17 protein-coding genes are annotated in these 25,204 nt (G+C 40.8%); 11 read left to right on the top strand and 6 right to left on the bottom strand.

Features of this window, described 5'->3' with window-relative positions; genetic code table 11:
* Positions 1 to 26: 26 nt before the first annotated feature.
* The 7 genes from ACINWC141_RS02910 to ACINWC141_RS02880 all read left to right on the top strand — a co-directional run bounded on the left by ACINWC141_RS02910 (position 27) and on the right by ACINWC141_RS02880 (position 8,797).
* Positions 27 to 1,478, top strand: coding sequence for an aldehyde dehydrogenase (locus tag ACINWC141_RS02910; protein ID WP_009387727.1), 1,452 nt, complete (start codon positions 27 to 29; stop codon positions 1,476 to 1,478).
* A gap of 81 nt (positions 1,479 to 1,559) precedes the next feature.
* Complete coding sequence (locus ACINWC141_RS02905; protein WP_171061954.1) at positions 1,560 to 3,446, top strand: feruloyl-CoA synthase; 1,887 nt, start codon at positions 1,560 to 1,562, stop codon at positions 3,444 to 3,446.
* Between the two features lie 75 nt (positions 3,447 to 3,521).
* On the top strand, positions 3,522 to 4,661 hold the full coding sequence (locus ACINWC141_RS02900) for an acyl-CoA dehydrogenase family protein (protein WP_009387770.1): 1,140 nt from the start codon (positions 3,522 to 3,524) through the stop codon (positions 4,659 to 4,661).
* Positions 4,662 to 4,742: 81 nt separating this feature from the next.
* Positions 4,743 to 5,993, top strand: coding sequence for an OprD family porin (locus tag ACINWC141_RS02895; RefSeq protein WP_034677456.1), 1,251 nt, complete (start codon positions 4,743 to 4,745; stop codon positions 5,991 to 5,993).
* 57 nt (positions 5,994 to 6,050) lie between these two features.
* The gene (locus ACINWC141_RS02890; RefSeq protein ID WP_009387796.1) at positions 6,051 to 6,587 is read left to right on the top strand and encodes a DUF3237 domain-containing protein; all 537 of its coding nucleotides are present in this window, start codon (positions 6,051 to 6,053) and stop codon (positions 6,585 to 6,587) included.
* A 39-nt stretch (positions 6,588 to 6,626) separates the two neighbouring features.
* Positions 6,627 to 7,016, top strand: a complete 390-nt coding sequence (locus ACINWC141_RS02885; RefSeq protein WP_009387785.1) for a PaaI family thioesterase — start codon at positions 6,627 to 6,629, stop codon at positions 7,014 to 7,016.
* Positions 7,017 to 7,051: 35 nt separating this feature from the next.
* On the top strand, positions 7,052 to 8,797 hold the full coding sequence (locus tag ACINWC141_RS02880; protein ID WP_009387840.1) for a tannase/feruloyl esterase family alpha/beta hydrolase: 1,746 nt from the start codon (positions 7,052 to 7,054) through the stop codon (positions 8,795 to 8,797).
* A 74-nt stretch (positions 8,798 to 8,871) separates the two neighbouring features.
* Here ACINWC141_RS02880 and ACINWC141_RS02875 read toward each other — a convergent pair whose 3' ends face one another.
* From ACINWC141_RS02875 to gudD, 4 genes are all read right to left on the bottom strand, one after another.
* Positions 8,872 to 9,585, bottom strand: a complete 714-nt coding sequence (locus ACINWC141_RS02875) for a FadR/GntR family transcriptional regulator (RefSeq protein ID WP_009387748.1) — start codon at positions 9,583 to 9,585, stop codon at positions 8,872 to 8,874.
* 241 nt (positions 9,586 to 9,826) lie between these two features.
* Entirely contained in the window at positions 9,827 to 11,413 is a 1,587-nt protein-coding gene (locus ACINWC141_RS02870) for an aldehyde dehydrogenase (NADP(+)) (RefSeq protein ID WP_009387737.1), read from the bottom strand.
* 30 nt (positions 11,414 to 11,443) lie between these two features.
* Complete coding sequence (gene kdgD / locus ACINWC141_RS02865; RefSeq protein WP_009387806.1) at positions 11,444 to 12,355, bottom strand: 5-dehydro-4-deoxyglucarate dehydratase; 912 nt, start codon at positions 12,353 to 12,355, stop codon at positions 11,444 to 11,446.
* Positions 12,356 to 12,622: 267 nt separating this feature from the next.
* A complete protein-coding gene (gudD, locus tag ACINWC141_RS02860) occupies positions 12,623 to 13,957 on the bottom strand; it encodes a glucarate dehydratase (RefSeq protein WP_009387747.1) in 1,335 nt (444 codons plus the stop codon).
* Between the two features lie 284 nt (positions 13,958 to 14,241).
* Here gudD and ACINWC141_RS02855 point away from each other — a divergent pair, with 284 nt between their 5' ends.
* The 3 genes from ACINWC141_RS02855 to ACINWC141_RS02845 all read left to right on the top strand — a co-directional run bounded on the left by ACINWC141_RS02855 (position 14,242) and on the right by ACINWC141_RS02845 (position 18,241).
* A complete protein-coding gene (locus ACINWC141_RS02855; RefSeq protein WP_009387745.1) occupies positions 14,242 to 15,600 on the top strand; it encodes an MFS transporter in 1,359 nt (452 codons plus the stop codon).
* Between the two features lie 70 nt (positions 15,601 to 15,670).
* Positions 15,671 to 17,218 carry a galactarate dehydratase gene (gene garD / locus ACINWC141_RS02850; protein WP_009387760.1) on the top strand — a complete coding sequence of 516 codons (1,548 nt, stop codon included), beginning with the start codon at positions 15,671 to 15,673 and terminating at the stop codon, positions 17,216 to 17,218.
* 126 nt (positions 17,219 to 17,344) lie between these two features.
* Entirely contained in the window at positions 17,345 to 18,241 is an 897-nt protein-coding gene (locus ACINWC141_RS02845; protein ID WP_009387728.1) for a DMT family transporter, read from the top strand.
* A gap of 15 nt (positions 18,242 to 18,256) precedes the next feature.
* Here the strand turns inward: ACINWC141_RS02845 and ACINWC141_RS02840 are convergent, their stop codons facing one another.
* Complete coding sequence (locus tag ACINWC141_RS02840) at positions 18,257 to 19,327, bottom strand: AraC family transcriptional regulator (protein ID WP_009387829.1); 1,071 nt, start codon at positions 19,325 to 19,327, stop codon at positions 18,257 to 18,259.
* Between the two features lie 129 nt (positions 19,328 to 19,456).
* Here ACINWC141_RS02840 and ACINWC141_RS02835 point away from each other — a divergent pair, with 129 nt between their 5' ends.
* Positions 19,457 to 20,917 (top strand): coniferyl aldehyde dehydrogenase, encoded by a 1,461-nt coding sequence (locus ACINWC141_RS02835; RefSeq protein ID WP_009387794.1) that lies wholly within the window; start codon positions 19,457 to 19,459, stop codon positions 20,915 to 20,917.
* A gap of 81 nt (positions 20,918 to 20,998) precedes the next feature.
* Here ACINWC141_RS02835 and ACINWC141_RS02825 read toward each other — a convergent pair whose 3' ends face one another.
* The gene (locus tag ACINWC141_RS02825) at positions 20,999 to 25,189 is read right to left on the bottom strand and encodes a calcium-binding protein (RefSeq protein ID WP_009387844.1); all 4,191 of its coding nucleotides are present in this window, start codon (positions 25,187 to 25,189) and stop codon (positions 20,999 to 21,001) included.
* Positions 25,190 to 25,204: the final 15 nt, after the last annotated feature.

Below are 25,204 nucleotides of genomic sequence, written 5' to 3'. Positions count from 1 at the left end.
TTAATGGCAATGTAAGGACACAACCCATGCAAAATGTACAGTTACTTATTCACGGTCAATCTGTTGATGCATCAAATCAGGCAACTTTTGAGCGTATTAGCCCCATTGATGGATCTGTGGCAAGCAAAGCTGCTGCTGCAACCTTGGAAGATGTTGATCGCGCAATCGAATCGGCGCAACAAGCTTTTAAAGTATGGTCGAAGCTCTCGCCTACCGAACGCCGTCTACGTTTGTTAAAAGCAGCCGATTTAATGGACCAAAAGACCGAGCAATTCATTGAAACTGGAATGCAAGAAACAGGTTCAACTGCCACATGGTATGGGTTTAACGTTCACCTTGCTGCAAACATGTTACGTGAAGCAGCGGCAATGACCACCCAAATTGACGGAAGCCTGATTCCGTCAGATGTACCCGGTAATCTTGCGATGGGTGTACGTGTTCCTTGCGGTGTTATTGTTGGGATTGCACCTTGGAACGCTCCTGTCATTTTGGCAACACGTGCGCTTGCCATGCCATTGGCTTGTGGCAACACGGTGGTGTTAAAAGCATCTGAAGCCTGCCCTGCAACGCATCGTCTCATTGGTGAAGTGTTACACGAAGCGGGTCTTGGCGAAGGTGTGGTGAATGTGATTACCCATGCCGCCGAAGATGCGCCACAAATTGTTGAACGTTTAGTGTCTCATCCAGCTGTAAAACGTATTAATTTTACAGGCTCAACCAAAGTCGGAAAAATTATTGCTGAAACTGCTGCTCAATATTTAAAACCTGTTTTACTCGAATTGGGTGGTAAAGCCCCTGTTGTGGTTTTAAATGAAGCAGACATTAATGAAGCCGTAAATGCAGTCGCTTTTGGAGCGTTCTTTAATCAGGGGCAAATCTGTATGTCGACCGAACGTGTTTTGGTTCAAGACAAAATTGCCGACCAGTTTATTGAAAAACTGATTGAGAAAACACGTTCCATTCAGGCGGGTAATCCGACTTCAAAAGACAATACTCTCGGCGTTTTAGAAAGTCGCCGCGCTGCAAACCGTATTCAGCATTTGCTTGAAGATGCCCAAAACAAAGGTGCCGACTTACCTTTAGGCATTCATATTGAAGACACCACCATGCAACCAACACTGGTGCTCAATATTAAACCTGACATGCTGCTTTACCGCGAAGAATCATTTGGACCTGTCTGCACGGTTCAACGTTTTTCAACCATTGAAGAAGGTGTAGCACTGGCAAATGACAGCGAGTTCGGTCTTTCTTCGGCAGTGTTTAGCCAAAATATTTCGCAGGCATTGGAAGTGGCTAAACAGATTGATTCGGGTATTTGTCACATTAACGGTGCAACCGTGCATGACGAAGCTCAAATGCCATTTGGTGGAACAAAATCGAGTGGTTACGGACGATTTGGTAGTAAAGCCTCTATTGGTGAATTTACCGAACTGCGTTGGATCACCATTCAAACTCAATCGCGTCATTACCCGATTTAGTCGGCTAATGCAGACAACGACATACTAAATAAAAATTGCATGATGCAAAAAGATAAAGCGCAGTGATGCGCTTTCCATGGAGTGAAAGAAATGCAAATGAATGCCACTCAATCACAAGACCGCGAACGGTTCGTAAAATTAGGGCAACATGATATTCATTATCACCATAAAGATGACACGCTCTATATCAGCCCAAAAGAGCAATTAAAACCGTATCCACAAAAACTTACAGATCGGTTAATTCATTTTGCACAGACCAAACCTGACCATATTTTTGCAGCCAAACGCAATGCTCAAGGTGAGTGGGTCAAACTGAGTTATGCAGAAGTTTTACAACGCGCATGGCATATTGCTCAGGCTTTACATGAACGTAACCTAAGCCAAGAAAGACCACTCATCATTTTAAGTGGTAATGATCTCGAACATTTAACACTCTCTATGGGTGCTATGCTGGCGGGTGTGCCTTTCTCAGCTATTTCCCCTGCCTACTCTCTTATTTCTCAAGACTTTGGCAAACTCAAACATGTGTTTGAAGTGCTCACACCCGGTATGGTCTATGCCAGCGATGGTCAGGCCTTTTCCAAAGGGATTCAGGCATGTATTACATCAGACATTGAAGTGGTGACCAACAAAGGCCTTGTGGGCAATCAGATCTGCACATCTTTTCAGTCGCTGTTAGATACGCCTGTTTCAAATGTTCAAGAGTTTTACCAAACCCTTGATGAAAACCAAATTGCCAAATTCTTGTTTACATCAGGTTCAACCAAATTGCCTAAAGCGGTACCGACCACACATTTAATGTTGTGTGTTAATCAGCAAATGCTGTTGCAGACTTTCCCTGAGTTTGAAGAAACGCCACCCGTCCTACTCGATTGGCTGTCTTGGCACCACACGTTTGGAGGCAGTCACAATGTCGGCATTGCGCTCTATAACGGCGGTACGATTTACATTGATGATGGCAAACCAGTTGCAGGAAAATTTGACGAAACCATTCGTAATCTCAAAGAAATTTCTCCAACAGTTTATTTAAATGTACCAAAAGGTTGGGAAGAACTCACCGAAGCTTTAGAACAAGATGAAGAGTTAAGAGACCGCTTTTTTGACAAAGTAAAAATTTTATTCTTTGCAGGCGCAGCGCTTTCAGAAGCTGGCTGGAACAGACTCGATAAAATTGCTCAGCAACATTGCGGAGAAAAAATTCGCATTATGAGCGGATTAGGCATGACTGAAACTGCCCCATCTTGCGCTTTTACCACTGGCCCACGCGTGATGGCTGGCTTTATTGGCTACCCTGCACCGGGGTGTGAAATCAAACTGGTTCCATGTGGCGACAAACTTGAATTTTGTGTTCGTGGCAAACATGTCATGAAAGGTTATTGGCGTTTAAAAGCAGACCAGCAAAGCACTGTTTTTGACGATGAAGGCTTTTTCCATACGGGTGATGCTGTTCGTTTAGTCGATGTGAATGATCCGACCAAAGGCCTCATGTACGATGGACGCATTGCCGAAGACTTTAAACTCAATACAGGCACTTTCGTCAATGTTGGCACGCTACGCAACAAAGTGCTCATTCAAGGTAATTTACTCATCCAAGATGTCTGTATTACAGGTTCAAACCTGAATGCCGTAGGCTTTCTGATTTTTCCAAAAATGGATGCTTGTGCTCAATATGCAGGTCTTAAACTTGGTGAGCATTCGTCAGTAGAAATATTACAGCACCCTAAAGTTCAGCAATGGTTCCGCCAATTTTTAACGACTTTTAATAAAGATGCGACTGGCAGTTCAAATACAGTTTCCATGCTTTATTTAATGACTGAACCACCTCAACTCGATGCAGGCGAAGTGACCGATAAAGGCAACCTCAATCAAAGCAATATCACTAAGCGTCGTGCTGCCTTAATTGATGAACTTTATCAAAAGCAGGCCGAAAACCCGCTGATTATTCGAGTACCCACCTTAAAGCAATAAGCAATTGAATTAAAAAAGGAAGCTCAAACTTCGGTTTGGGCCTTAGCCTCACTTTTGCCTAAAAAAAGGTTCAACATGCCACACGATACAGAATTTGAACTATTTCGGGACAGTTACCGCAGGTTCTTAAAAGAACAGGTCGCTCCGTATTACGAACAGTGGGAACACGATGGCCTGATCCCACGTGAGCTATGGCTTCGTCTTGGGGAAAATGGCTTTTTGTGCGTAGATGTGCCCGAAGAATATGGCGGCTATGGCGCTCCTGTTCATTATTCCCTCATGCTGGTTCAAGAAACTGCTCAAGCTGGCTTTGCATCTTTGGCGGTTGCCATTGGCGGGCAAAATGAGCTGGTTTCTCCTTACCTGCAAAATATCGGGTCCGAAGAACAAAAACGCTATTGGTTACCAAAAATGGTCACAGGTGAAGTCGTCACTGCAATTGCCATGACCGAAGCCAATGCTGGTTCAGACTTACAGGCCATACGCACTCAAGCCGTTTTAGAAAATGACCACTATCGTGTGAATGGTTCAAAAACGTTTATCTCAAATGGTTTGCATGCCGACCTGATCGTTTTGGTAGCGAAAACTGACCCGCAAGCCAAAGCAAAAGGTATTTCAATTTTTTTAGTGGATGCAGCTTTAGACGGCGTTAAAAAAGGACGTTCCTTACAAAAAATTGGGCTACACGCCCAAGATACAGCTGAACTATTTTTTGATGATGTTTGTGTTCCGGCAACTCAGCGTTTAGGTGAAGAAGGTCAAGGCTTTGCTTATTTAATGCAAGAGTTACCTCGCGAACGTTTAAGTATTTCTATGATGGCTTTGGGGTCAATTTTAGGAGCCATCGAAATCACCAAAGACTATGTGATGGAGCGTAAAGCTTTCGGGCAACCTTTAAGCCAAATGCAAAACACGCGCTTTGTGCTCGCAAATGCACAAATCAAAGCAAAAGCTGCCCAAGCTTTTGTAGACCAATGTGCAGCACTGTATCAACAACACCAATTAAGTGTGACTCAGGTTGCCGCATTGAAATGCTTTATTACCGATGTTCAATGTGAAGTGATTGATCAGTTACTTCAGCTTTTTGGTGGCTACGGTTACATGCAGGAATACCCGATTTCACGCTTTTTTGTGGATGCGCGGGTACAAAAAATTTATGGGGGAACCAATGAAATTATGAAAGAAATCGTTGCCCGAGAACTGCTCGGAAAATAATTCGATTTAAAAACCAGACAAGGCAGATACAACAACTATGCCTTGTTGAAAACAAGAAATGATATTTCAGGAAGAAATGCTATGTCGAAATTATGGATGTACTCTACCCTTATGCTCTCAGGATCAGTCTGCGCGGGCAGTTTTATTGACAACAGTTCAGTAGAACTCACCACACGAAATTTCTATTTTGACCGCGACTACCAAGAGCAATCCGCTTACCCTGCCGCCAAGGACTGGACACAAGGGTTTATTCTCAAAGCCAATTCAGGTTATACCGAAGGGACTGTCGGTTTTGGGCTGGATATACTTGCAACGGCGGGTTTTAAACTCGATGCCGACGCAGAGCATGGCGGTACAGGAAACTTACCTAGAGACACCCGTACCAATGAACCTGCTGACTCTTATGGCGAAATTGGGGTCACAGCAAAGGCGAAAATGAGTCAGACCGAGCTACGTATTGGTACGCTAATGCCGATGAACCCAGTTTTAGTGGCTTCACCTGCTCGCTTGTTACCTCAAACTTATCGAGGAATTTCACTGACCAGTAAAGATATTAAAGATTTTGATTTACAGGCAGCCTATCTCGATAAAGTGAATCATCGTGATTCGACCAACTATGAAAAAATTAAAATTTCAGGCGTAAATGGGCGATTTAAAGGTGCCGAAACTGACGGGCTCTATTATTTAGGTGGAAACTATCAGCTTGATCCAGCAATCAAGCTCACAGCGTTCTATATGGATGTTGATGATCTTTATAACCAAACCATGGTCGGTGCCTTACATCAACACAAAATTAATGACACTACTAATCTTAGCTCGCAATTACGCTACTACCGCAGCCGAGATGACGGGCAAGCAAAAGCAGGTTTAGTCGATAATGATCTTTATCATGCGCATTTCGAACTCAAACATCAAAACCATAAGTTTATTTTTGGAACCTTCCAACATCACGGCGATACCGCCTTTCCGTATTTGACTGGAGGTGAAACCGGACTTCTCATTGATACATGGCCGGGTGAGTTTTTAAATCCAAAAGAGAAAGCCTACAGCTTCCGCTATGAATATGACTTTAAAGATTATGTTCCGGGTTTACGTTTCATGACTCGTTACACCACAGGTCACAATATTTATGCACCCAACTTAGGTGGAACCAATCTAAAAGAACGCGAAACAGACTTTGATTTAGGCTACACCGTTCAAAGTGGCTGGTTAAAAAATTTAGGGCTCCGCGCGCGCTATGCAATCTATGACAACAACATGCTCTCCACTGCCAACATCAAACCTGTAAACGAAACCCGTATCAACATCGATTACACATGGAAATTTAAATAATTCAAAACAAGAGGTTCTGCTGCGCATAGAACCTCTTTTTATTTCGGGACATTCATCATGAAGAAAGTTGTAACGCTACTCTACGGATTTAGTTTCATTGCCCTGACTCATGCCGAAACGCAATATAGTCCGCCACCTATTCAGCTTGAGCCTTTAGCAAAATTTAGTGTGGATCTGAATGCGCCTGTTTGGGAATTAGGCACCACCAGTGATGCAGGTAAACGCCGAATTATTCCCATTACAGGTGGAACATTTGAAGGAAAATCGCTTAAAGGCCGCATTTTAAATAATGGTGCAGATTGGCAAATTGTCGACAGTAAAGGACTGGCAATTATTGATACGCGATATTTGTTAGAAACCGATGATGGTGCGCTCATTTATCTTCAAACCAAAGGTTACCGACATGGCTCGGCAGAAACGCTAAAACAGCTCGCCCAAGGCAAAGATGTCGACCCGAAAAACTACTATTTCAAAATTACCATGCAGTTTGAAACCAGTTCACCTAAATATGCGTGGCTCAATCAAACCGTTGCGGTAGGTAGTGCAATGCGTTTGGGTAAAGCGGTTATTTATGATGCCTATACCCTGCAATAATAATTTTTATAAAACTTACAAAAGGATGGACCCTTCATTATGGATCAAAAAACTTTAGAACACTTACCGCCAATTCATCACCATTTAGGCGGTCACAATATTCATTGGAATGAAAAAAACACTGAACTCACCATCTACTACACGGCGCTAGAAAGTTTTACCAACCCGCGCGATACGGTTGAAGGCGGCATGATTTGCGCGATGCTCGACGATGTGATGGGGCTTTTTGCGTTTCTGGCAAATGACCGTAAACCAGCAACCACCATTAATTTAACCATGGACTTTTTAAGGCCCTGTGCTGTGGGCGAAGTCATTACAAAATGCCGATTTATTAAACAAGGTAAAACCGTACTGAATCTTGAAAGTGAAGCTTGGCAAAACAACAAAATGGTTGCACGTAGTACAGCTAATTTTCTGGTTTTAGATTAAATCCACCAACCTTCATAAAATAAGGATATTTATAAATGAATGAAAACAAAAAGCGTCTTTGGACACAATCAACCGTATTGCTTGCGATTGCGGCAGTACTGACTGGTTGTGGTAATGACAATGACAGTACAACCTCATTACCTCAAACACCTCCACAACTTACTTCTGCGGTTGGTGCAAAATTAACTGGAAGCTGTTCAGATCTGACCGGATTTCAATATAACAATACTGTGATTAGCTCATCCACGCTTCAAGAGGCGGGTACATTGACTGTAGCCAACAAGCCAATTGGTGCACATTGTTTAGTTAAAGGCTATATGGACCAACGTGTAAGCCCTGTTGATGGACAAACCTATCAAATTGGTTTTGAAATGCGCTTACCCGTTAACTGGAATGGCCGTTTTCTCTATCAAGGCAATGGTGGAACCGATGGTAACCTAGTGCCTGCAACAGGACAGGTTGGCAGTGGTGGTCCGCTCACCAATGCCCTACATGACGGTTTTGCTGTCATTTCTTCCGATGCAGGACATAACGCTTCACAAAACCCCATGTTTGGTTTAGACCCTCAAGCCAGAGTTGACTATGGATATGGCGCTATTACCAAACTCACGCCTATGGCAAAAAATTTGATTAAAACGGCTTATGGTAAATTGCCTGACCGCTCCTATGCCGGTGGTACATCTAATGGTGGTCGCCACGCCATGATTGCAGCAACTCGTTTGGGCGACCAATATGATGGAATTTTAGCAAGCACACCGGGTTTCCATTTGCCTCGAGCAGCCGCAGCACAACTTTATACAGCACAACAGCTTCGTCGTGTCGCAACAGATGAAAATGACTTAAGTACCGCCCTTACCCTTCCAGAACGTAAAGTATTAGCAAAAGCGATTTTAGATCGATGTGATGCCTTAGATGGTGTTGCAGATGGACTCGTTCAAGATGTTGAGGCTTGCCGTACTGCTTTTAATATTCACCAACATGTACCTGTTTGCTCAAGTACAAGAGATGGCACCTGCCTAAGTACCGAACAAATTGATGTGCTAGCCAACATTTACCGTGGTCCTGTAAATTCTGTCGGACAAGCACTCTATGCAACCCAGCCTTTCGACCCAGGTTTAGTAGGCAGTAACTGGGCAAGCTGGAAATTCGAATCTTCGGTTGGAACAGCACGCGACCCAGTTGCAGTCGGCATTCTTTTTCAGGTTCCGCCAGATCCAACTGTAGTTCAAAACTCTAGACAATTTGCCTTTAACTATAATTTTGATACTGATTATCCAAAACTATCGGCGGCCAACGAGCTGTACACCGAAAGCGCAATGTCTTTTATGTTGCCGCCCGATGAACTTAATCTGGATAAACTGCGCAACCACGGTGGAAAAATGATTGTGGTACAAGGCACAGCTGACGGTGTTTTCTCTGTGGATGACACCCAAAATTGGTATGATCAACTACTCCAACACTATAAAAATGATGCAAAAGGTACAGCGCCTGAATTTGCACGTTTCTTTAGAGTTCCGGGCATGAACCATACCCGTGATGGCATTGCGACCGACCAGTTTGATGCATTGACTGCTTTAGTTAACTGGGTGGAATATGGGCAAGCACCTGACAAAATCATTGCGACTGCACGCGGCGCAGGTAACCCAAGTGGTCAAGTGAATACTGAACTTCCGCAAGACTGGACGCCAGACCGTACCCGCCCACTTTGTCCTTACCCACTAATTGCCCGCTACAATGGTCAAGGTGATAGCGAAAAAGCTAAAAACTTTAGCTGTAAATAACAACCCTATCAAATTAAAAGAGAGCTTATAGAAGCTCTCTTTTAATCTCACCCAACTTAATCTTAGCTCAAGCTTTATTGCTTAAACTTTTTAATACTTTTAGACAGATGAGCACGCATCATTTGTCGAGCCAATAAACCATCTTGATCAACAATCGCGTTATAAATATTGACATGATCATGATGAACCGCTTTTAAATATTCTTCACGGTTTTCTGGACTTTGCTCAATAGATTTAAGTCGTGCACGCGGAATAATCTTTTCGCCAAGGTACTTTAAAAAATCAACGAAATATTGGTTTTCAGAAGCTTCGGCAATGGCAATATGAAAATCATAATCCGCTTTTACCGTACCATCATTTGCATCTGATGAAATATGACGTTCAAAGTCTTCAAGCGCAGCTTTCATTTTATCGATGTGGATTTGCTTACGACGCTCTGATGCTAAAAAGACAGCTTCCGATTCAAGGCTAATTCGAAGCTCAAGTAAAGAAACAATATCGTTAATGGTTTCTAGACTGGCATTAGACAGTAAAAAATTCTGCTCAATGGTCTGCTCTTTTACAAAAGTACCAATCCCGTGACGAGTTTCAACAAAGCCCAGAGAACGCAATTCAGTAATTGCTTCACGAATAACAGAGCGGCTAACTTCAAAGGTTTCAATTAATTCTAATTCTGTTGGAATTTTCTCTCCAACCTGAAAATCTCCAGACTGAATTTTCTCGATCAGTTGTTCTACAATAATCTGGCTTAGTTTTTTTGTTGATCTAGGTTTAATTGCACTAGACATAATCTGAAGAACTCATGAGATGTTGAAAAAATTAGGAAATTCATTTTACTATAAACTTAGACGATAGTCATATTCGGTTTTTATACCTCTAAGTTATTAAAAATAAAATATTTTATCTCGCTTATCAAACCCTCACACATATTTAAAAAGTAAGCAACTTGTGCTTCTGTTGATATTTAATAATACGTTGAATAAGTTAAAAAATATGCAGCTCAATAGCATTGATTGAGCTGCACAATTTTTAAATTTTGGCCTGAGTTAATTGCCCATTGACCAGACGAGTAATCTGTAATGGATTACTATCTTTTAATGCATCGGGTAATAAAACTTGTGGTGTATTTTGGAAACATACCGGACGCAAGAAACGCTCAATCGCTCCCGTACCTACCGAAGTTCCGCGTGCATCACTCGTTGCAGGGAAAGGACCACCATGCACCATTGCATCAGACACTTCAACTCCTGTCGGGAAACCATTAAACAATACACGGCCAGCTTTACCAGTTAGCAAATGAAGAAGTTCGCCTGCTTCGGACAACTCATTTTCATCACCAATAATGGTTGCCGTAAGCTGTCCACCTAAAGCCTCGATCCCTTTTAACAGAGTCGCTTCATCCTCTACGCCAATCACAATCGACATTGGTCCGAAAACTTCATGTTGTAGTTTTGGGTTGCCAGACAATAAAACCGATTGATCTGCTTTAAATAGATGTGCTTTTGCTTGAGAAACTAGCTCGGCCTCTTGACCTGTCGCAATAACTTCAAAACCAGCTTCACTGTTTAGAGCATCAATACCTTGACGGTAACTTTTTAAAGTTCCTTCATTCAGCATGACCTGAGGCACAGCTTTTTGCGTGCTTTCAGCTAAAGCTGCTACGAAACTGTCAAATTCAGGTCCTTCTACACCTAAAATTAACCCCGGTTTTGTACAGAACTGACCACATCCCATATTAAATGAGGCAACCGTATCCTGAGCAATTTGTTCACCACGAGAACTCAGCGCTTGAGATAAAACCACTACAGGGTTCACACTCGACATTTCAGCAAAGAATGGAATTGGCTGAGGACGGCTCTGCGCAAGGTTATAAAGTGCCATTCCGCCTTCAAGAGAACCCGTAAAACCAGCTGCCTGAATCAGTGGATGTTCTACTAAGTTTGCGCCAATACGGCCGCCAAAAATCATATTGAATGTGCCTTTAGGCATATCGCAAACTTCGATTGCTTGTTCAATGGCTTCTGCAACAAGCTCAGCAGTTGCCATATGGCCAGAGTGTGCTTTAAAGACAACCGGACACCCTGCTGCTAAAGCAGCTACGGTATCACCGCCTGCTGTTGAAAATGCAAGTGGGAAATTACTCGCGCCAAACACAGCAACCGGTCCTACCCCAACTTTATATTGACGCAAATCGACACGCGGCAAAGGCTTACGCTCTGGTAATGCCACATCAATGCGAGCGCCATAAAAATCGCCACGACGTAAAAGTTCAGCAAACAGTCGAAGCTGACCAGTAACACGGCCTGTCTCTCCTTGAAGACGAGCAAGTGGTAAGCCTGTTTCAAGTGAAGCGACTTCTTGCAGGTTCGCACCTAATGCTTCAATTTGGCGAGCAATCTCTTCAAGAAAAGAGGCACGTTGCTCTTGAGAAGTTTGGCTATAAACTAAAAAAGCGTTATGAGCAGCTTGAGCAGCTTGATCCACTTCTTCAAGGGTCGCCTGACTAAATACATAACCTGTTGGTTGATAGTCTTTTGCAGCTATACTTTCTAGAGCTGGCGCATTTGCAGCAACGCGTTGGCCATTAATAAACTGCCGACCGTTATTTTTACTCATTTTAAAGCTCCAATACCTAAACAGTTAGAATTATTGCGGACCAAGTGTCGCAATGAGCGCAGCCAAATCTTCATAGTCTGCTTGAGTTAAATCACTTAATGGCGGACGCACGGGACCGGCATCATGCCCAACAATTTTGGCACCAGCTTTAATCATGCTTACCGCATAACCTGATTTACGGTCACGAATTTTTATCAATGGCAAGAAGAAATCTTTAATCAAACGATTGGTTGTTTCAAAGTCATCACTGCGAAGCGCGTTATAAAACTCCATTGCAGTCTTTGGAATAAAGTTAAATACAGCTGATGAATAAACCGGACAACCTAAGGCTTTATATGGGGCTGCAAAAACTTCTGCTGTTGGCAAACCACCTAAATACGACAAACGATCACCCATAGTCTGAGTCACTGCCGTCATCATATCGATTTGACCAGAGCTGTCTTTAAAGCCAATTAAGTTGGGGCACATCTCAGCTAACTTTTGGATTGAATCGAGATTTAATCTTGATACGCTACGGTTATAAAAAATTACGCCAAAGTCCACTGAGTTACATACTTGCTTAACGTGTTCAATTAAACCTTCTTGGCTTGCTTCAGTTAAGTAATGCGGCATTAACAAAATACCGTGTGCACCTAAGCGCTCTGCTTCTTTTGCCTGTTCAATCGCCTGACGTGTCGGACCACCTGCCCCAGCAATAATCGGTACACTGCCTTTACATGTATCAACCGCTGTTTTAATCACGTCAGAGTATTCACTTCCAGTTAACGAGAAAAACTCGCCTGTACCACCCGCAGCAAATAATGCACTTGCACCATAAGGTGCTAACCATTCAAGACGTTTCGCATAAGAAGATTTATTAAAGTCCCCATTTTGATCAAAGTCGGTCACTGGAAAAGAAAGAAGACCATCAGAAACAATGTTTTTTAACTCAAGAGCATCCATTAGAAAATATCCATACATGTTTATGTTGTCAGACATCTTACATCATAATTTTTATTTTGATCAATATATTTTTCTTCTGAGAATCTAAAATTTTTAAAAAGATAAAAGCTCATTACCAAAAATCATTTAACCTATTGTTTTATAAAATATAGTTAAAAATTCTTAATTTTACAGCTAATCGTTAAACATAAAAAAAAGCTGCCCATAGGGACAGCAAAGCATTAAGACAATTCAAAAAGTGAATTTTTCAAAAATAACGATAAAATATTAACGCACCAAACACGGCTTTTTATTATTAAACGACCAGTTTGGTATTAAAAATTGCATCGCATCGGCATCATTACGAGCTCCTAAACCTTTTAATTTATACAGTTCATGCGCTTGGTTAATTCGGTCCCAGTCCAGTTCGACACCAAGCCCCGGTGCTGTTGGCACCTGAATTTTACCGTCTTTAATTTCAAGCGGCGCTTTGGTTAGCTGATCTGTACCTTCTTGCCAAATCCAGTGTGTATCAATTGCCGTAACCTTACCTACCGCGGCAGCAGCAACATGGGTAAACATAGCAAGTGAAATATCAAAGTGATTATTAGAATGCGAACCCCACGTTAAGTTATACATATTGCAGAGCTGCGACACTCGAACCGAACCTTCCAATGTCCAAAAGTGTGGATCAGCCAAAGGAATATCAACGGCTTGCAATTGAATACTATGTGACATTTCTCGCCAGTCGGTCGCAATCATATTGGTCGCAGTGGGTAAGCCTGTTGCACGTTTAAACTCGGCCATAATTTCACGGCTTGAATAACCTTGTTCTGCACCGCATGGGTCTTCTGCATAGGCCAACACCCCTTTAAGATGTTTGCCTAAAGCAATTGCTTCATCTAAAAACCATGCACCGTTTGGATCGAGTGTCACACGCGCTTCTGGAAAACGGCGCGCGATTGCTGTAACCGCTTCAGCTTCTTGTTCACCCTGTAATACGCCACCTTTTAACTTAAAGTCTTTAAATCCATAACGATCATAAGAAGCTTCTGCTAAGCGCTGTACTGCCTCGGGTGTTAACGCTTTTTCATGACGGACTTTATACCAGTCATGGTTATGCTGAGGTGTAGTTGCATAGTCTAATGAAGTCTGTTTTCGGTCACCGATAAAGAATAAATATCCTAAAACTTCAACTTCACTACGTTGCTGGCCTTCACCAAGCAAACTTGCGACATTCACATTTAAATGCTTACCAAGCAAATCAAGTAATGCTGACTCATAGGCTGTTACAACATGAATTGTGGTACGTAAATCAAAGGTTTGATTGCCTCGGCCACCACTGTCACGATCAGCAAAAGTTTGCTGAATTTTTTTAAGTAAATTTTTATATTCACCAATCGGCTGTCCTTCTACCAAGGCTTTAGCATCATTTAATGTCGCTAAAATTTTTTCTCCGCCCGGAATTTCACCTACACCAATATTTCCAGAGTTATCTTCGATAATGAGTATATTACGAGTGAAATAAGGTCCATGAGCACCACTCAAATTGAGCAGCATGCTGTCATGTCCAGCAACAGGAATTGCTCGAATTGATTTAACGATAGGTGTAGAGGTCGCCATTAAAATACTCCTTGGCATATTGATGCTATTTTTTCATCACCAAAACTTATAAGACATCAGACAACTTGTCAATATAAACCCGCATAAAAATTATTTTTCGGCCCCACTTGCCAAAATAATATTTTTAATCATATGATGTCATACATCTAAAGACGCGGTTTTAGAACTAGGACTATAGAGTAGATACAAAATTCCGTTTTCTCATCTATTCTATCGATGAATTTGACATGACGTCACCTATTTCACGGATATGCAAATAGGTCGATTATTAAAAGAGTTTGTATATGGATAATTTGCAAACAAATATCGCTGTAGTGACTCAGCAAAGAGCCAAACATACGAAAACTCGCTACTACATTCTTGCGATGATTTTTTTGGTGACGGCGTTTAATTACGGTGATCGTGCAACCCTCTCAATGGCTGCAACGCCAATGTCTCATGAGCTAGGTATCGACTCAGTTACCATGGGATATATTTTCTCGGCCTTTGCATGGGCCTATGTTATTGGTCAAATTCCAGGTGGTTGGCTACTCGATAAGTTTGGTGCTCGCCGTGTGTATTTCTGGAGCTTGTTTTTATGGTCATTGTTCACTGTCTTAATTGGCTTTACCAATATTTTAGGTGACACAGCAACCATCATTACTTCACTCTTTGTACTCAGATTTTTAGTTGGTTTATCTGAGTCGCCTGCTTTTCCGGGTAACAGTAAAATTGCTGCTGCATGGTTTCCGACCAAAGAACGTGGAACAGCGGCTGCCATTTTTAACTCATCTTCCTATTTTTCCACTGTACTTTTCGCTCCTCTCATGGGCTGGCTTGTCGCGACTGTACATTGGCAATCTATTTTCTGGGTTATGGGTGGTTTAGGAATTCTACTTTCATTTATCTGGCTCAAGGTCATTTATAGCCCGACCAATCACCCAACAGTAAACCCCGAAGAAGTAAAATATATTGCTTCAGAAGGTGCTTTACTCGACATGGGTGAAAACAGCCAAAATGCTAAAAAAGAGAAAATCACATGGGGTAAAGTTAAGCAACTTCTTGCTTCCCGTATGATGCTCGGTATTTTTATTGGACAATATTGTGTAAATACACTGACCTATTTTTTCTTAACTTGGTTTCCTGTTTATCTTGTAAAAGAAAGACATCTCAGCATTTTAGAAGCAGGTTTCGCGGCAGTTGCACCTGCACTCTGTGGCTTTGTAGGTGGAATTTTAGGTGGCTTAATTTCAGATAAGTTAATTCGAATGAATTACAGCTTAAGCTTTTCAAGAAAGCTACCTATCGTAGTCGGATTCTTGGTTTCAACCTCAATCATTATGTGTAATTACGTCGATTCTCAAGCAGCAATCGTATTCTTTATGTCTTTATCTTTCTTCGGGAAAGGCATCGGCTCTTTAGGTTGGGCAGTCATGTCTGATGTTGCACCGAAAGAAATGGTGGGTTTATCAGGAGGAATGATGAATGCGTTTGGTAATACGGCAGGAATCGTGACCCCAATTGTGATCGGCTATATCTTAGCAAGTACTGGTTCTTTCAACTTTGCATTGACTTATGTTGGTGTGCATGCGATTGCAGCAGTGATTTGCTATACCGCTATTGTCGGCAAAATCCAGCGCTTCGAGTTAAAACCTACCTCTTAAAACTTTAAGTCATAACGCTTAACTAACTTAAGCGTTATGACCTCTCTTCAAATGTATACAAGGAACGATCATGCTGAAGCCTCTCCTCATAAAAATTAGTCCTCTTGATAATGTAGCCATTGTAGTGAATGACGGCGGTTTACCACCTTCTACACCTATTGAAGAATATCAACTCATCTTGGTTGATCATGTGCCACAGGGACATAAAGTTTTATTAGAGCCATTAAAGCAAGGTGAAGCAATTGTTCGTTATGGGGAAATTATTGGTTATGCCAATAAAGATTTACCCGCGGGTTCATGGGTAAATGAAGCTGTTACCCAAATGCCTGAGGCACCTGAGCTAGATGATCTTGAGTTAGCAACTCGCCCTGATCCAAAGCTCCCTACGCTTAGCGGATATACATTTAAAGGTTATAAAAACAAAGATGGCAGTGTCGGCACAAAGAATATTTTAGGTATTACGACCAGTGTTAACTGTGTCGAAGGTATTGTCGATTATGTCGTTAAAATTATTGAACGTGATTTACTTCCTAAATATCCAAATGTAGATGGTGTGGTCGGATTAAACCATTTATACGGTTGTGGTGTGGCAATCGATGCACCTGCTGCAATTGTTCCTATTCGTACCATACATAATCTTGCACTCAACCCTAATTTTGGTGGAGAAATTATGGTTGTGAGTCTGGGCTGCGAAAAAATGCAACCCGAACGACTTTTAAATATTCCTAAAGAAAACAAATATATTCCCCTAGCAAACGAAGATATTATTCAGTTGCAAGATGAGCGCCACAACGGTTTTGAAAGTATGGTCAACCATATTTTATCCGTGGCAGAACAACACCTTGAAAAGCTTAATCAACGTACTCGAGAAGAAGTTCCAGCTTCTAATTTAGTTGTAGGCATGCAATGTGGGGGGAGTGATGCATTTTCTGGAGTTACCTCTAACCCTGCCGTTGGTTTCGCAGCTGACCTGATTGTGCAATGTGGCGGTACAGTCATGTTCTCTGAAGTTACGGAAGTCCGTGATGGTATTCACCTACTTACGCCACGTGCAGCAAATGAACAAGTTGCCAAAGATCTAATTCGGGAAATGAAATGGTATGACGACTATTTAGCAGCAGGCCAAGTAGACCGAAGTGCCAATACCACACCGGGTAATAAAAAAGGTGGACTGAATAACATTGTAGAAAAAGCGATGGGATCAATTGCCAAATCGGGCCGCTCACCGATTGTAGAAGTTCTCGCACCGGGCCAAAGACCGACAAAAAAAGGATTAATTTTTGCGGCTACACCATCAAGTGACTTTATCTGTGGTACGCAGCAAATGGCATCTGGTATTACCGTTCAAGTCTTTACCACAGGTCGCGGTACACCTTACGGGTTGGCAGCAGTGCCAGTTATTAAAATGGCAAGCCGAAACAATATTGCAAACCGTTGGTATGACCTGATTGATATTAGTGCTGGCGATATTGCTATTGGAAAGAAAACTATTGAAGAAGTGGGCTGGGAACTTTTTGAACTGATTTTACAAGTGGCTAGCGGTGAAAAACAAACATGGTCAGACCGTTGGGGTATTCATAACTCACTCGCTGTATTTAACCCTGCACCCGTGACCTAATAAAGTTTAAAAGATGAGGCATATCACCTCATCTTTTTCACATTTCCCATATTAATTACGACACATTTCACCAAAACTTAACATCGCTGCTAAAATAACATCGAAAATTAAGAACTCTATTTCTCTATGCAAAATCAGACTGCTCCAAACCTCCCCTCAACTCAACTTGGAAAAGCACTGCTTTGTCTTATGACATCGGCATTATTATTTTCCATTATGGGAGTGTGCATTCGTTTTGCTTCAGAAACGGTAGACAATGCGACCGTCGTGTTTTTTAGAAATGCAGTGGGTTTATTTATTTTTATTCCGATGCTCTTTAAACAAGGGCTAGATTTTGTTAAAACCGATAAACTTTGGATGCACACGTGGCGAAGCTTAGTGGGACTTGCCGCAATGTATGGTTTTTTCTATGCTATTGCGAACTTAAAACTATCAAATGCCATGGTTTTTAGTTATTCATCCCCTATCTTTATTCCACTGATTGCATGGCTTTTCTTAAAAGAAAAAATTACCAAATCGATGATTTTTGCTGCTGTGATCGGACTCATTGGGGTTTTATTTGTTGCTAAACCCGACCAAGGTTTATTTAACGCACTATCTTTTATTGGCTTGGGTGCATGCTTTTTATCCGCAATGGCTTTTGTGACCGTAAGAGCTTTAACCAGTACAGAGCCGCCTGAACGTATTGTTTTTTACTTCTGTATTTTTGGTAGTTTGATTTCCTCTATTCCAATGTTCTGGCATTGGCGTATTTTCACTTGGCATGAATTAGCACTGCTCATTGCTGCGGGACTTTTAGCTAATATTAGCCAACTGTTTATGTCTTATGCCTACAGCTTAGCGCCAGCAGGCCAAATTGGTCCCATGAATTACATTGCTATTATTTTTGCAGGGATATGGGGATTTGTTTTTTGGCATGAATTACCGGATCTATTCAGCATTATTGGCATATTTATTATTTTATTTGCAATTTTGCTCTGTAATCCATTTTTGCAGAAAAAGTTGCTCTCTCGATTTAAGTAGCAGTCAAAGCTAATTCTAATTTAGGTACTGTATTCGATACTCATTTGGTGAAATGCCTGTCCAGTGACGATAGGCTTTTCTAAAATTAGAGGTATCTGAAAAGCCAATTCTTTCGGCAATTTCATCTACGGTTAAAGTCGTTTCTCGCAAGTATTCATCGGCAAGACGGCGCCGAGTTTCATCTAACAACTCTTGATAAGTCAAATTAAACCCTGCCAAGCGTCGATGTAAGGTACGCTTTGATATATGTAGCCGTTCAGCCATTTCTTGAGCTGATGGAAAAAGTCCTGTTCCATCTAATAATATTAAACGAATTGTTTTCACCAACTCAGGTTCCTCAAGTTCTGCTGTACCTAGCATCCGTTCACAAAACGACTTACACATGTCCGCAGTAATCGGGTTGGCATTTGGGCAAGGTACATCGAGCCATTTTAAATCAAAGTGCCATTGCATCACCCCAGCATTAAACTGAACAGGACAATGAAAGACTTTTTCATATTCTTCTGCATAGTCAGGCGCTGGATAGGGCAATAAAAGCTTCTTGGCTTGAAATGGTCCTTCAAGCACCCGTTCAATTAAGGTTTGCATGGAACTAAACCAAAACTCGCATACCAAAGGCAAAAGCTTGCCAAGTGCAATAATGTCCTGCCCTTCAAAAACCGCAGCGTCATCTCGAATATAAAAAGACTTCTTTAAAATAGGCCCTGCAAGCTTAATGTGTCGAATGCCAAGCTCTACCGCTTGTCTAAAATTACGCGAAGAATATAGTGCGTAGCCGTATACCCCAAAATCTGACAGTCGCTGCTTTTGTCCTGCGCGCAGACCGATGAGAGGGTCATGAGATAGCTTTTGAATATTTTGAAATAGCTGAATTTTTTGGACTTGGGAAATATATAAAGAGGATTGATTCATCGTATCTGGCGAAATATTTGTGCCAGATAAAACATCTGATATTGAATGGCCTTGCGAACCCATTTCATCAAATAAACTGGTTAATCCCAGCAAATATGTATTGGCACCTAAAGATGTATTATCATAATTTCCTTCGATAGCCACATTTGTATTTTTATAAATATTTTTAGGCATTTAATTCATACCATCCCTAGAGTGACGTGCATAATGGCACTAAACTACCTCTTGTTGTCTCAATTTAACATCGACCATACGACGCTTCAAGCATAAAGTATGATAAGCAAAAGTATGGAAGGAACAATAATGGAAAGCTCCACTTTAAAAGAATATAGCGGCTCTGCCACTGAACATATGGAACTTATTTTTTCCAAACAACGTGCCAATTTTGAGGCAGATCCTTACCCAAGTCTTGAAGCACGCCGCACAAAACTGCATCAACTCAAAAAACAAATTATCCGTTATCAAGATGCTTTGGCTGCTGCGATTAATGCTGACTTTAGTTCAAGATCACTTGATGAATCTAAACTATTAGATTTGCTTGGCTCTGTGTTAGAGGCTGATCATGCAATTCATCATTTACGCCGCTGGATGCGCCCAAGTAAACGCCGTACCGAGCTTTTATTTTTATCAAACCGTTTAAGTGTGCAATATCAACCTAAAGGCGTGGTTGGTGTGATTGTTCCTTGGAACTTCCCCGTTTATTTAGCGCTTGGCCCACTCATTGCCGCATTAGCTGCAGGCAACCGAGTCATGGTTAAACTCCCTGAAATTACACCGAATACTAATGCAATGCTGCGACGCATGCTTGCCGAAGTCTTTAATGAAGATGAAGTAGCGGTTTTTGGTGAAGAAATTACAGATCCGGCAAGATTTACCTCTTTACCATTTAACCATATTGTATTTACTGGCTCTCCAGCTATTGGCAAAGTCGTCATGCGAGCTGCTGCTGCAAACTTAACACCTGTTACTCTCGAATTAGGCGGAAAATCACCAGCAATTGTAAGCCGTAACTACCCGCTTGCCGATGCTGCAAAACGTATTACACATGGTAAAGCAACAAACAGTGGTCAAATCTGTGTAGCACCTGACTATGCGTTGGTTCCAAAAGAAAGTATTGATGAATTTGTGGATGCTGCGAAATCAAGCTTTATAAAAATGTTTGGTCAAGACATTGAAAATAATGAGAATTATACATCTATTGTCAATGATCGTCATTTAAAACGCATTCAAGATATTTTGACCGATGCACAAGAAAAAGGTGCACGTATTATTCCTTGCGACACGTATAGCTTCGACCAACAAGGCCGTAGAATGCCTGTACAGATTGTGCTGAACTGCACACCAGACATGCGTATTATGAAAGAAGAACTCTTTGGCCCTATTTTACCTGTAGTGGCATATGATTCTTTAGATGATGCAATTACCTATGTGAAATCGGACGAACGACCTTTAGCGCTTTATTGCTTTACACATAGTTCCGTAGAACGTGATCGTATTTTACGTGAAACTCATTCGGGTGGCGTGACCATTAATGACTGGGGCTGGCATGTAGTTAACCATGATGCTCCTTTTGGTGGTATCGGCAACTCAGGTATGGGGTCATATCATGGTGAAGAAGGCTTCCGTGAACTTTCACATGCAAAAACTGTGTTTATACGTCATCGGTTCTTCCCAACTCAGCTTTTCCACCCTCCTTATGGAACATTCCTACAAAAACTAGCGATTCGCTTTTTCTTGAAAAAAGGCGATCCCAATATTAAATAAAGATTATGAAAAAAGCCTCGTAATGAGGCTTTTTTATTTATTTAAATCAATAAGTTGTTTTTTAAGAAAATAATAAAAAATTTAGGCTATAAACTGTTGATTAAATGATGTATTCCATAAACTAATATTATTTACCATTGAAAATGCAGTGTTATCAAATACGATTTGATCATCAACTTCATCAAACTGATATTTTTGAGTCAAAATATTTTTAACATTTTGAGAATTTTCACTATCACTATTCGCATTGGTAATTATCAATAATTTATCAACATCAATATCAGACTTTTGCACATCTTCAATTGTTAAAAGATTAAATTGATAGTCAACGTCAGAGCTTTCTTCTAATACCAAAGAGTCTGTCAGCACTTGCGTATTGTTCCCTTCAAGCTGTCCAACTAATGATTGGTTATCTGACAACTCATCAAATAAATAACCGTACTCTTCGTAGTTAGAATTGTCAGCTAAACCACTCAACAAATCTGTTAATGATTCATCCTGATTACTGCCTATTGAAGCGGAATTCTGTAAATCTTGGATAGTCCATACAGTTTGATCTGCAAAAGTAATTGTTTTAAAAGCTGAAAACTCTGTAAATACGCCTCTAATTTCCAAGAGATCGTCAGTATTGTTAAGACTAATAAAGACATCCTGATATGAAATTTCAACCGAAACATCGCTTGGCAATACATCCATTAAAATATGTGTTTCTATTTGAGGTGAATTTTCATCTAAATAAGGGGTATTAATCGAATCATAACCATAGCCACGGTTAAAAACATAAGTATTGATTCCATCTCCACCATTTAACTCGTCATCACCTATACCGCCATCTAAATAATCATTGCCCATAGAACCATAGAGATAATCATCGCCAGCAAAACCATAGATTTTGTTATCACGAACATCTATACCAACTAGATAATCATCATTTTCAGTACCTAACAGAGGCTGGGCCAAAATATCGGTAATAGTCCAGACGTTTTGATCTGCAAAGGTTATTGTTTTAAACGCTGAGTTTTCTACAAATGCATCACGAATCTCTAATGTATCCCCACTATCTTTAATTGTAATTCGGATGCTTTGATCAAAGAGCTCAACGCTAACGTCATCAGGCAATACACCTAATTGAATATGGGTTTCTGTAGATGCCGATTCAGGTGTCAAATAAGATGCCATAATGCTGTCATTTGCATAACCGCGGTCAAAATAATAAGTATTGATTCCATCACCACCATTTAACTCGTCATCACCAGCACCACCATCTAGATAGTCATTACCAATCGCACCATAGAGATTATCATTTCCTGCAAAACCATAAATCGTGTTATCACGCGCATCTATACCTATCAGGTAATCATCATTTTCAGTACCTAACAAGGGCTGGGCTAAAATATCGGTAATGGTCCAGACGGTTTGATCTACAAAGGTTATCGTTTTGAATGTTGAACTCTCTGAAATTGCATTTTCTATTTTTAATTGATCCTCAGTTCCACTGATTTTTAAAATAATGTCGCTTGAAGCAACCTCAACCACTATATCCTGCGGCAAGGCATCTAAAACAATATGAGTTTCTGTCAAAGGCGAGTTTTCCGATAAATAGCTTGCCTGAATAGTATCTTGCCCACTATTAGAACTAAAAAAATATATATTTACACCCTCACCACCTACAAATATGTCTGTCCCAATATTACTGATCAGTAAATCATCTCCATCACTTCCTACATAGAAACTATCATTTACAGATGAAATATGAACTTGCAAAGTTTGACCTAGAATTTGATCAATCAAATCTGGTGTAGAGACATTCAAAGCAAGTTCTTTCAAGCTATTTTGTACATCCTTAAACAATTGTGGACCACGGCTTAAAACATCATAGAGTTCAGCCACCTCAATTAGACTAGATTGTTTGATATAACTATAAAGTTGAGTGACATCGAGTTCGTTTGATTCTGTTATTTGAATATTTTCAAAAAATTCAGGTACTTTTTGTTGTAGATAGAGTTGATCATAGATTTTCTGTAGCAAGAGTCTCCATGCTTCCTCTAAAGCAAATGCCTGATTATTTCCTACCGCTAAAGTCCACTCAGGATCATCTGCAAATGAATGGTATTGACGTCCCATTATTTTTTCTAAAGCCAATAAATGTCGATCATCCCAATACATTCCTCTTTCATGACTCGGTAAATCTGCCACACCCGTCCATTGATAAATAATATCAGTCACGAGTTGCTGCCTAATCAGCAAAGAATCTGTCTGAGCAAATTGTTCAACTAATTGTTGTAATATTCCATTTGTATCTTTTGCCATAGCCTGATGTAAGCTATCAACGTTACCAAATTGGTGAATATCAGGTAATACCGCAATTGAAGGATCAATCTCAACTATTTGGGCCTGATTTATCTGGGAATGTAAGGTATCTACTTGAAACCATACATCATCTATTTTTCCAGCAGTTCCATCTGCCCAGACAAACTGCCCCTGCTGTTTATGATAATTACCATTGACATCAACTTGCTTAGCCAAGATATAAGCTAAATCAATTTGTTGGATACCTATTGTTTGTAAACCAGTCAGTTCACCCTGATCTACATGTGCGTTTTGATTGATGTCTTGCCAAACTTGTAACTGCTGATAAATTTCATCTTTTGCATCAATCACTCCATCATTATTTAGGTCATATTCTGCTAAAGCCTTAAATCCATTCTTTGCCAATTGGCCACTATTCAAGCTAGTCTGATTTCCAAATAATTCATTGCCTATTTCAATATCCGCATTATTGTTTTTATCTAAAACTAGCAAACCATCTTGCGAACTGACCCAACCTGTTTTTTCTTTAAATCCACTACCATCATGGTCAAAATAAATATTTTCACTCAATGCACGTGTTCCAACCACGCCATCTTTATTTAAATCGAGTATTAATGGGCTAGTTACATGCTCTGCCTGTTCATATAATCCCATAACATCATTCAAATCAAACTGATCTAAAAACTCCCCAACTATTGAATGTAAACTAGACTTAATGTCGCTTAAAACTTTATTAACACCCTCTTTGATAAGCTCATAGACCGTGTCACCACCCACAATCGAACCGACTATTCCACCCACAATCGCTAAAGCTAAAGTCACAGGTGCAGATACTGCTGTAAATGCTGCTACCCCCCCTACCAATAACGCACTACCAATTGATCCTGCAATCCACTCTGCCGTGGTATGACCGACCCAATCATCTATAATTTGTTGTTTTTGTTCTGGGGTTTCAGCAGCTTGGGCTTTTTCAGTCACAGTAAATAACCCAATCGTTAAACTTGCTAAACCTGCCCCTTTTGCCAAGTTCGAAAGATGTGTACTTTCAAATATAGATACGTTCTGAGCCAATTGCTGGGTAACTAACTCCACCCGCTCTAATTGAGTCTTCCCTCTATTCAAAAACTCTATTTGGGATGGGTTTAATAGACTGGTACTCGGTGTATCTCCAAGTAATGTCGAATGAATTATTGATGTATCTGCATGAGGGGTAACTGAAGCCCCCTTCGTATAGTCAGAAAGATTATTTGGCCCCTCTATAAATCGGCTAACCTCATAGGTCACCTTACCATTTGCATTGCTAATTTCATCAATGAGCGAAGTATAGATGAGTGATTTTGCCTGTACTGCCGCACGTGCATTATCTATTGCCTCCGCATGCGTGAGTCCACTGGCAATATCAGCATCGTATATTGTTTTCAGTACCTCACGTGGTATCCCATCAATGGTTTTTACATTTGGGTTTTCAAGTAAAGCTGGTAGCTCCACACGGGCAAAAACTTTATCTTCGGTACCAAATGGCGTAAGGGTACGAACATCACCAGAAGAAGCTTTTGCAAGGGCTTCTGAAGCATCATCCCACAATGCACGACTTTTAACCCCATCAATCGTGGTTTCATCGTTCATAATGTCCGTATATTTTGCAATCTTATTTTTTTCAGCAATTTCTTTTAAATAACCTATCACTTCATCTGAGTGCATTAATTCTGAAAGCTTGGTATTACCCATAATAGTTAAAGGGTTACTAGTATCCTTCGAAATTGCTTTTGCTGCTATATATAGAGGATCTGTTGGGTTGTTCCCTGCATAAAACAAAGTTGTTTTATTTGCTAAATCTTGAGTAACATCAGGCACAAGATTAAGAAATGCCTGCCGTAAGTCTTGAATAGTAACTTGCCCATTTGTCTGCTCAATAGCAGCAAGTTGATTAATAATATTTTGGGTTTCTAACGATCTTGCCATGTCTCTATTTTCTTC

This window comes from Acinetobacter sp. WC-141, assembly GCF_000313935.1.
Lineage (GTDB): Bacteria > Pseudomonadota > Gammaproteobacteria > Pseudomonadales > Moraxellaceae > Acinetobacter.
This window is presented reverse-complemented; position numbering and strand designations above follow the sequence as displayed.

Bases quoted from the DNA above. Each gene is read 5' to 3' on its own strand.
- ACINWC141_RS02890 (WP_009387796.1), top strand. From the start codon at position 6,051: ATGAAGAAAGTTGTAACGCTACTCTACGGATTTAGTTTCATTGCCCTG.
- garD (WP_009387760.1), top strand. From the start codon at position 15,671: ATGCTGAAGCCTCTCCTCATAAAAATTAGTCCTCTTGATAATGTAGCC.
- ACINWC141_RS02825 (WP_009387844.1), bottom strand. From the start codon at position 25,189: ATGGCAAGATCGTTAGAAACCCAAAATATTATTAATCAACTTGCTGCT.
- kdgD (WP_009387806.1), bottom strand. From the start codon at position 12,355: ATGGATGCTCTTGAGTTAAAAAACATTGTTTCTGATGGTCTTCTTTCT.
- ACINWC141_RS02875 (WP_009387748.1), bottom strand. From the start codon at position 9,585: ATGTCTAGTGCAATTAAACCTAGATCAACAAAAAAACTAAGCCAGATT.
- gudD (WP_009387747.1), bottom strand. From the start codon at position 13,957: ATGGCGACCTCTACACCTATCGTTAAATCAATTCGAGCAATTCCTGTT.
- ACINWC141_RS02900 (WP_009387770.1), top strand. From the start codon at position 3,522: ATGCCACACGATACAGAATTTGAACTATTTCGGGACAGTTACCGCAGG.
- ACINWC141_RS02885 (WP_009387785.1), top strand. From the start codon at position 6,627: ATGGATCAAAAAACTTTAGAACACTTACCGCCAATTCATCACCATTTA.
- ACINWC141_RS02835 (WP_009387794.1), top strand. From the start codon at position 19,457: ATGGAAAGCTCCACTTTAAAAGAATATAGCGGCTCTGCCACTGAACAT.
- ACINWC141_RS02845 (WP_009387728.1), top strand. From the start codon at position 17,345: ATGCAAAATCAGACTGCTCCAAACCTCCCCTCAACTCAACTTGGAAAA.
- ACINWC141_RS02855 (WP_009387745.1), top strand. From the start codon at position 14,242: ATGGATAATTTGCAAACAAATATCGCTGTAGTGACTCAGCAAAGAGCC.
- ACINWC141_RS02870 (WP_009387737.1), bottom strand. From the start codon at position 11,413: ATGAGTAAAAATAACGGTCGGCAGTTTATTAATGGCCAACGCGTTGCT.
- ACINWC141_RS02895 (WP_034677456.1), top strand. From the start codon at position 4,743: ATGTCGAAATTATGGATGTACTCTACCCTTATGCTCTCAGGATCAGTC.
- ACINWC141_RS02840 (WP_009387829.1), bottom strand. From the start codon at position 19,327: ATGCCTAAAAATATTTATAAAAATACAAATGTGGCTATCGAAGGAAAT.
- ACINWC141_RS02910 (WP_009387727.1), top strand. From the start codon at position 27: ATGCAAAATGTACAGTTACTTATTCACGGTCAATCTGTTGATGCATCA.
- ACINWC141_RS02880 (WP_009387840.1), top strand. From the start codon at position 7,052: ATGAATGAAAACAAAAAGCGTCTTTGGACACAATCAACCGTATTGCTT.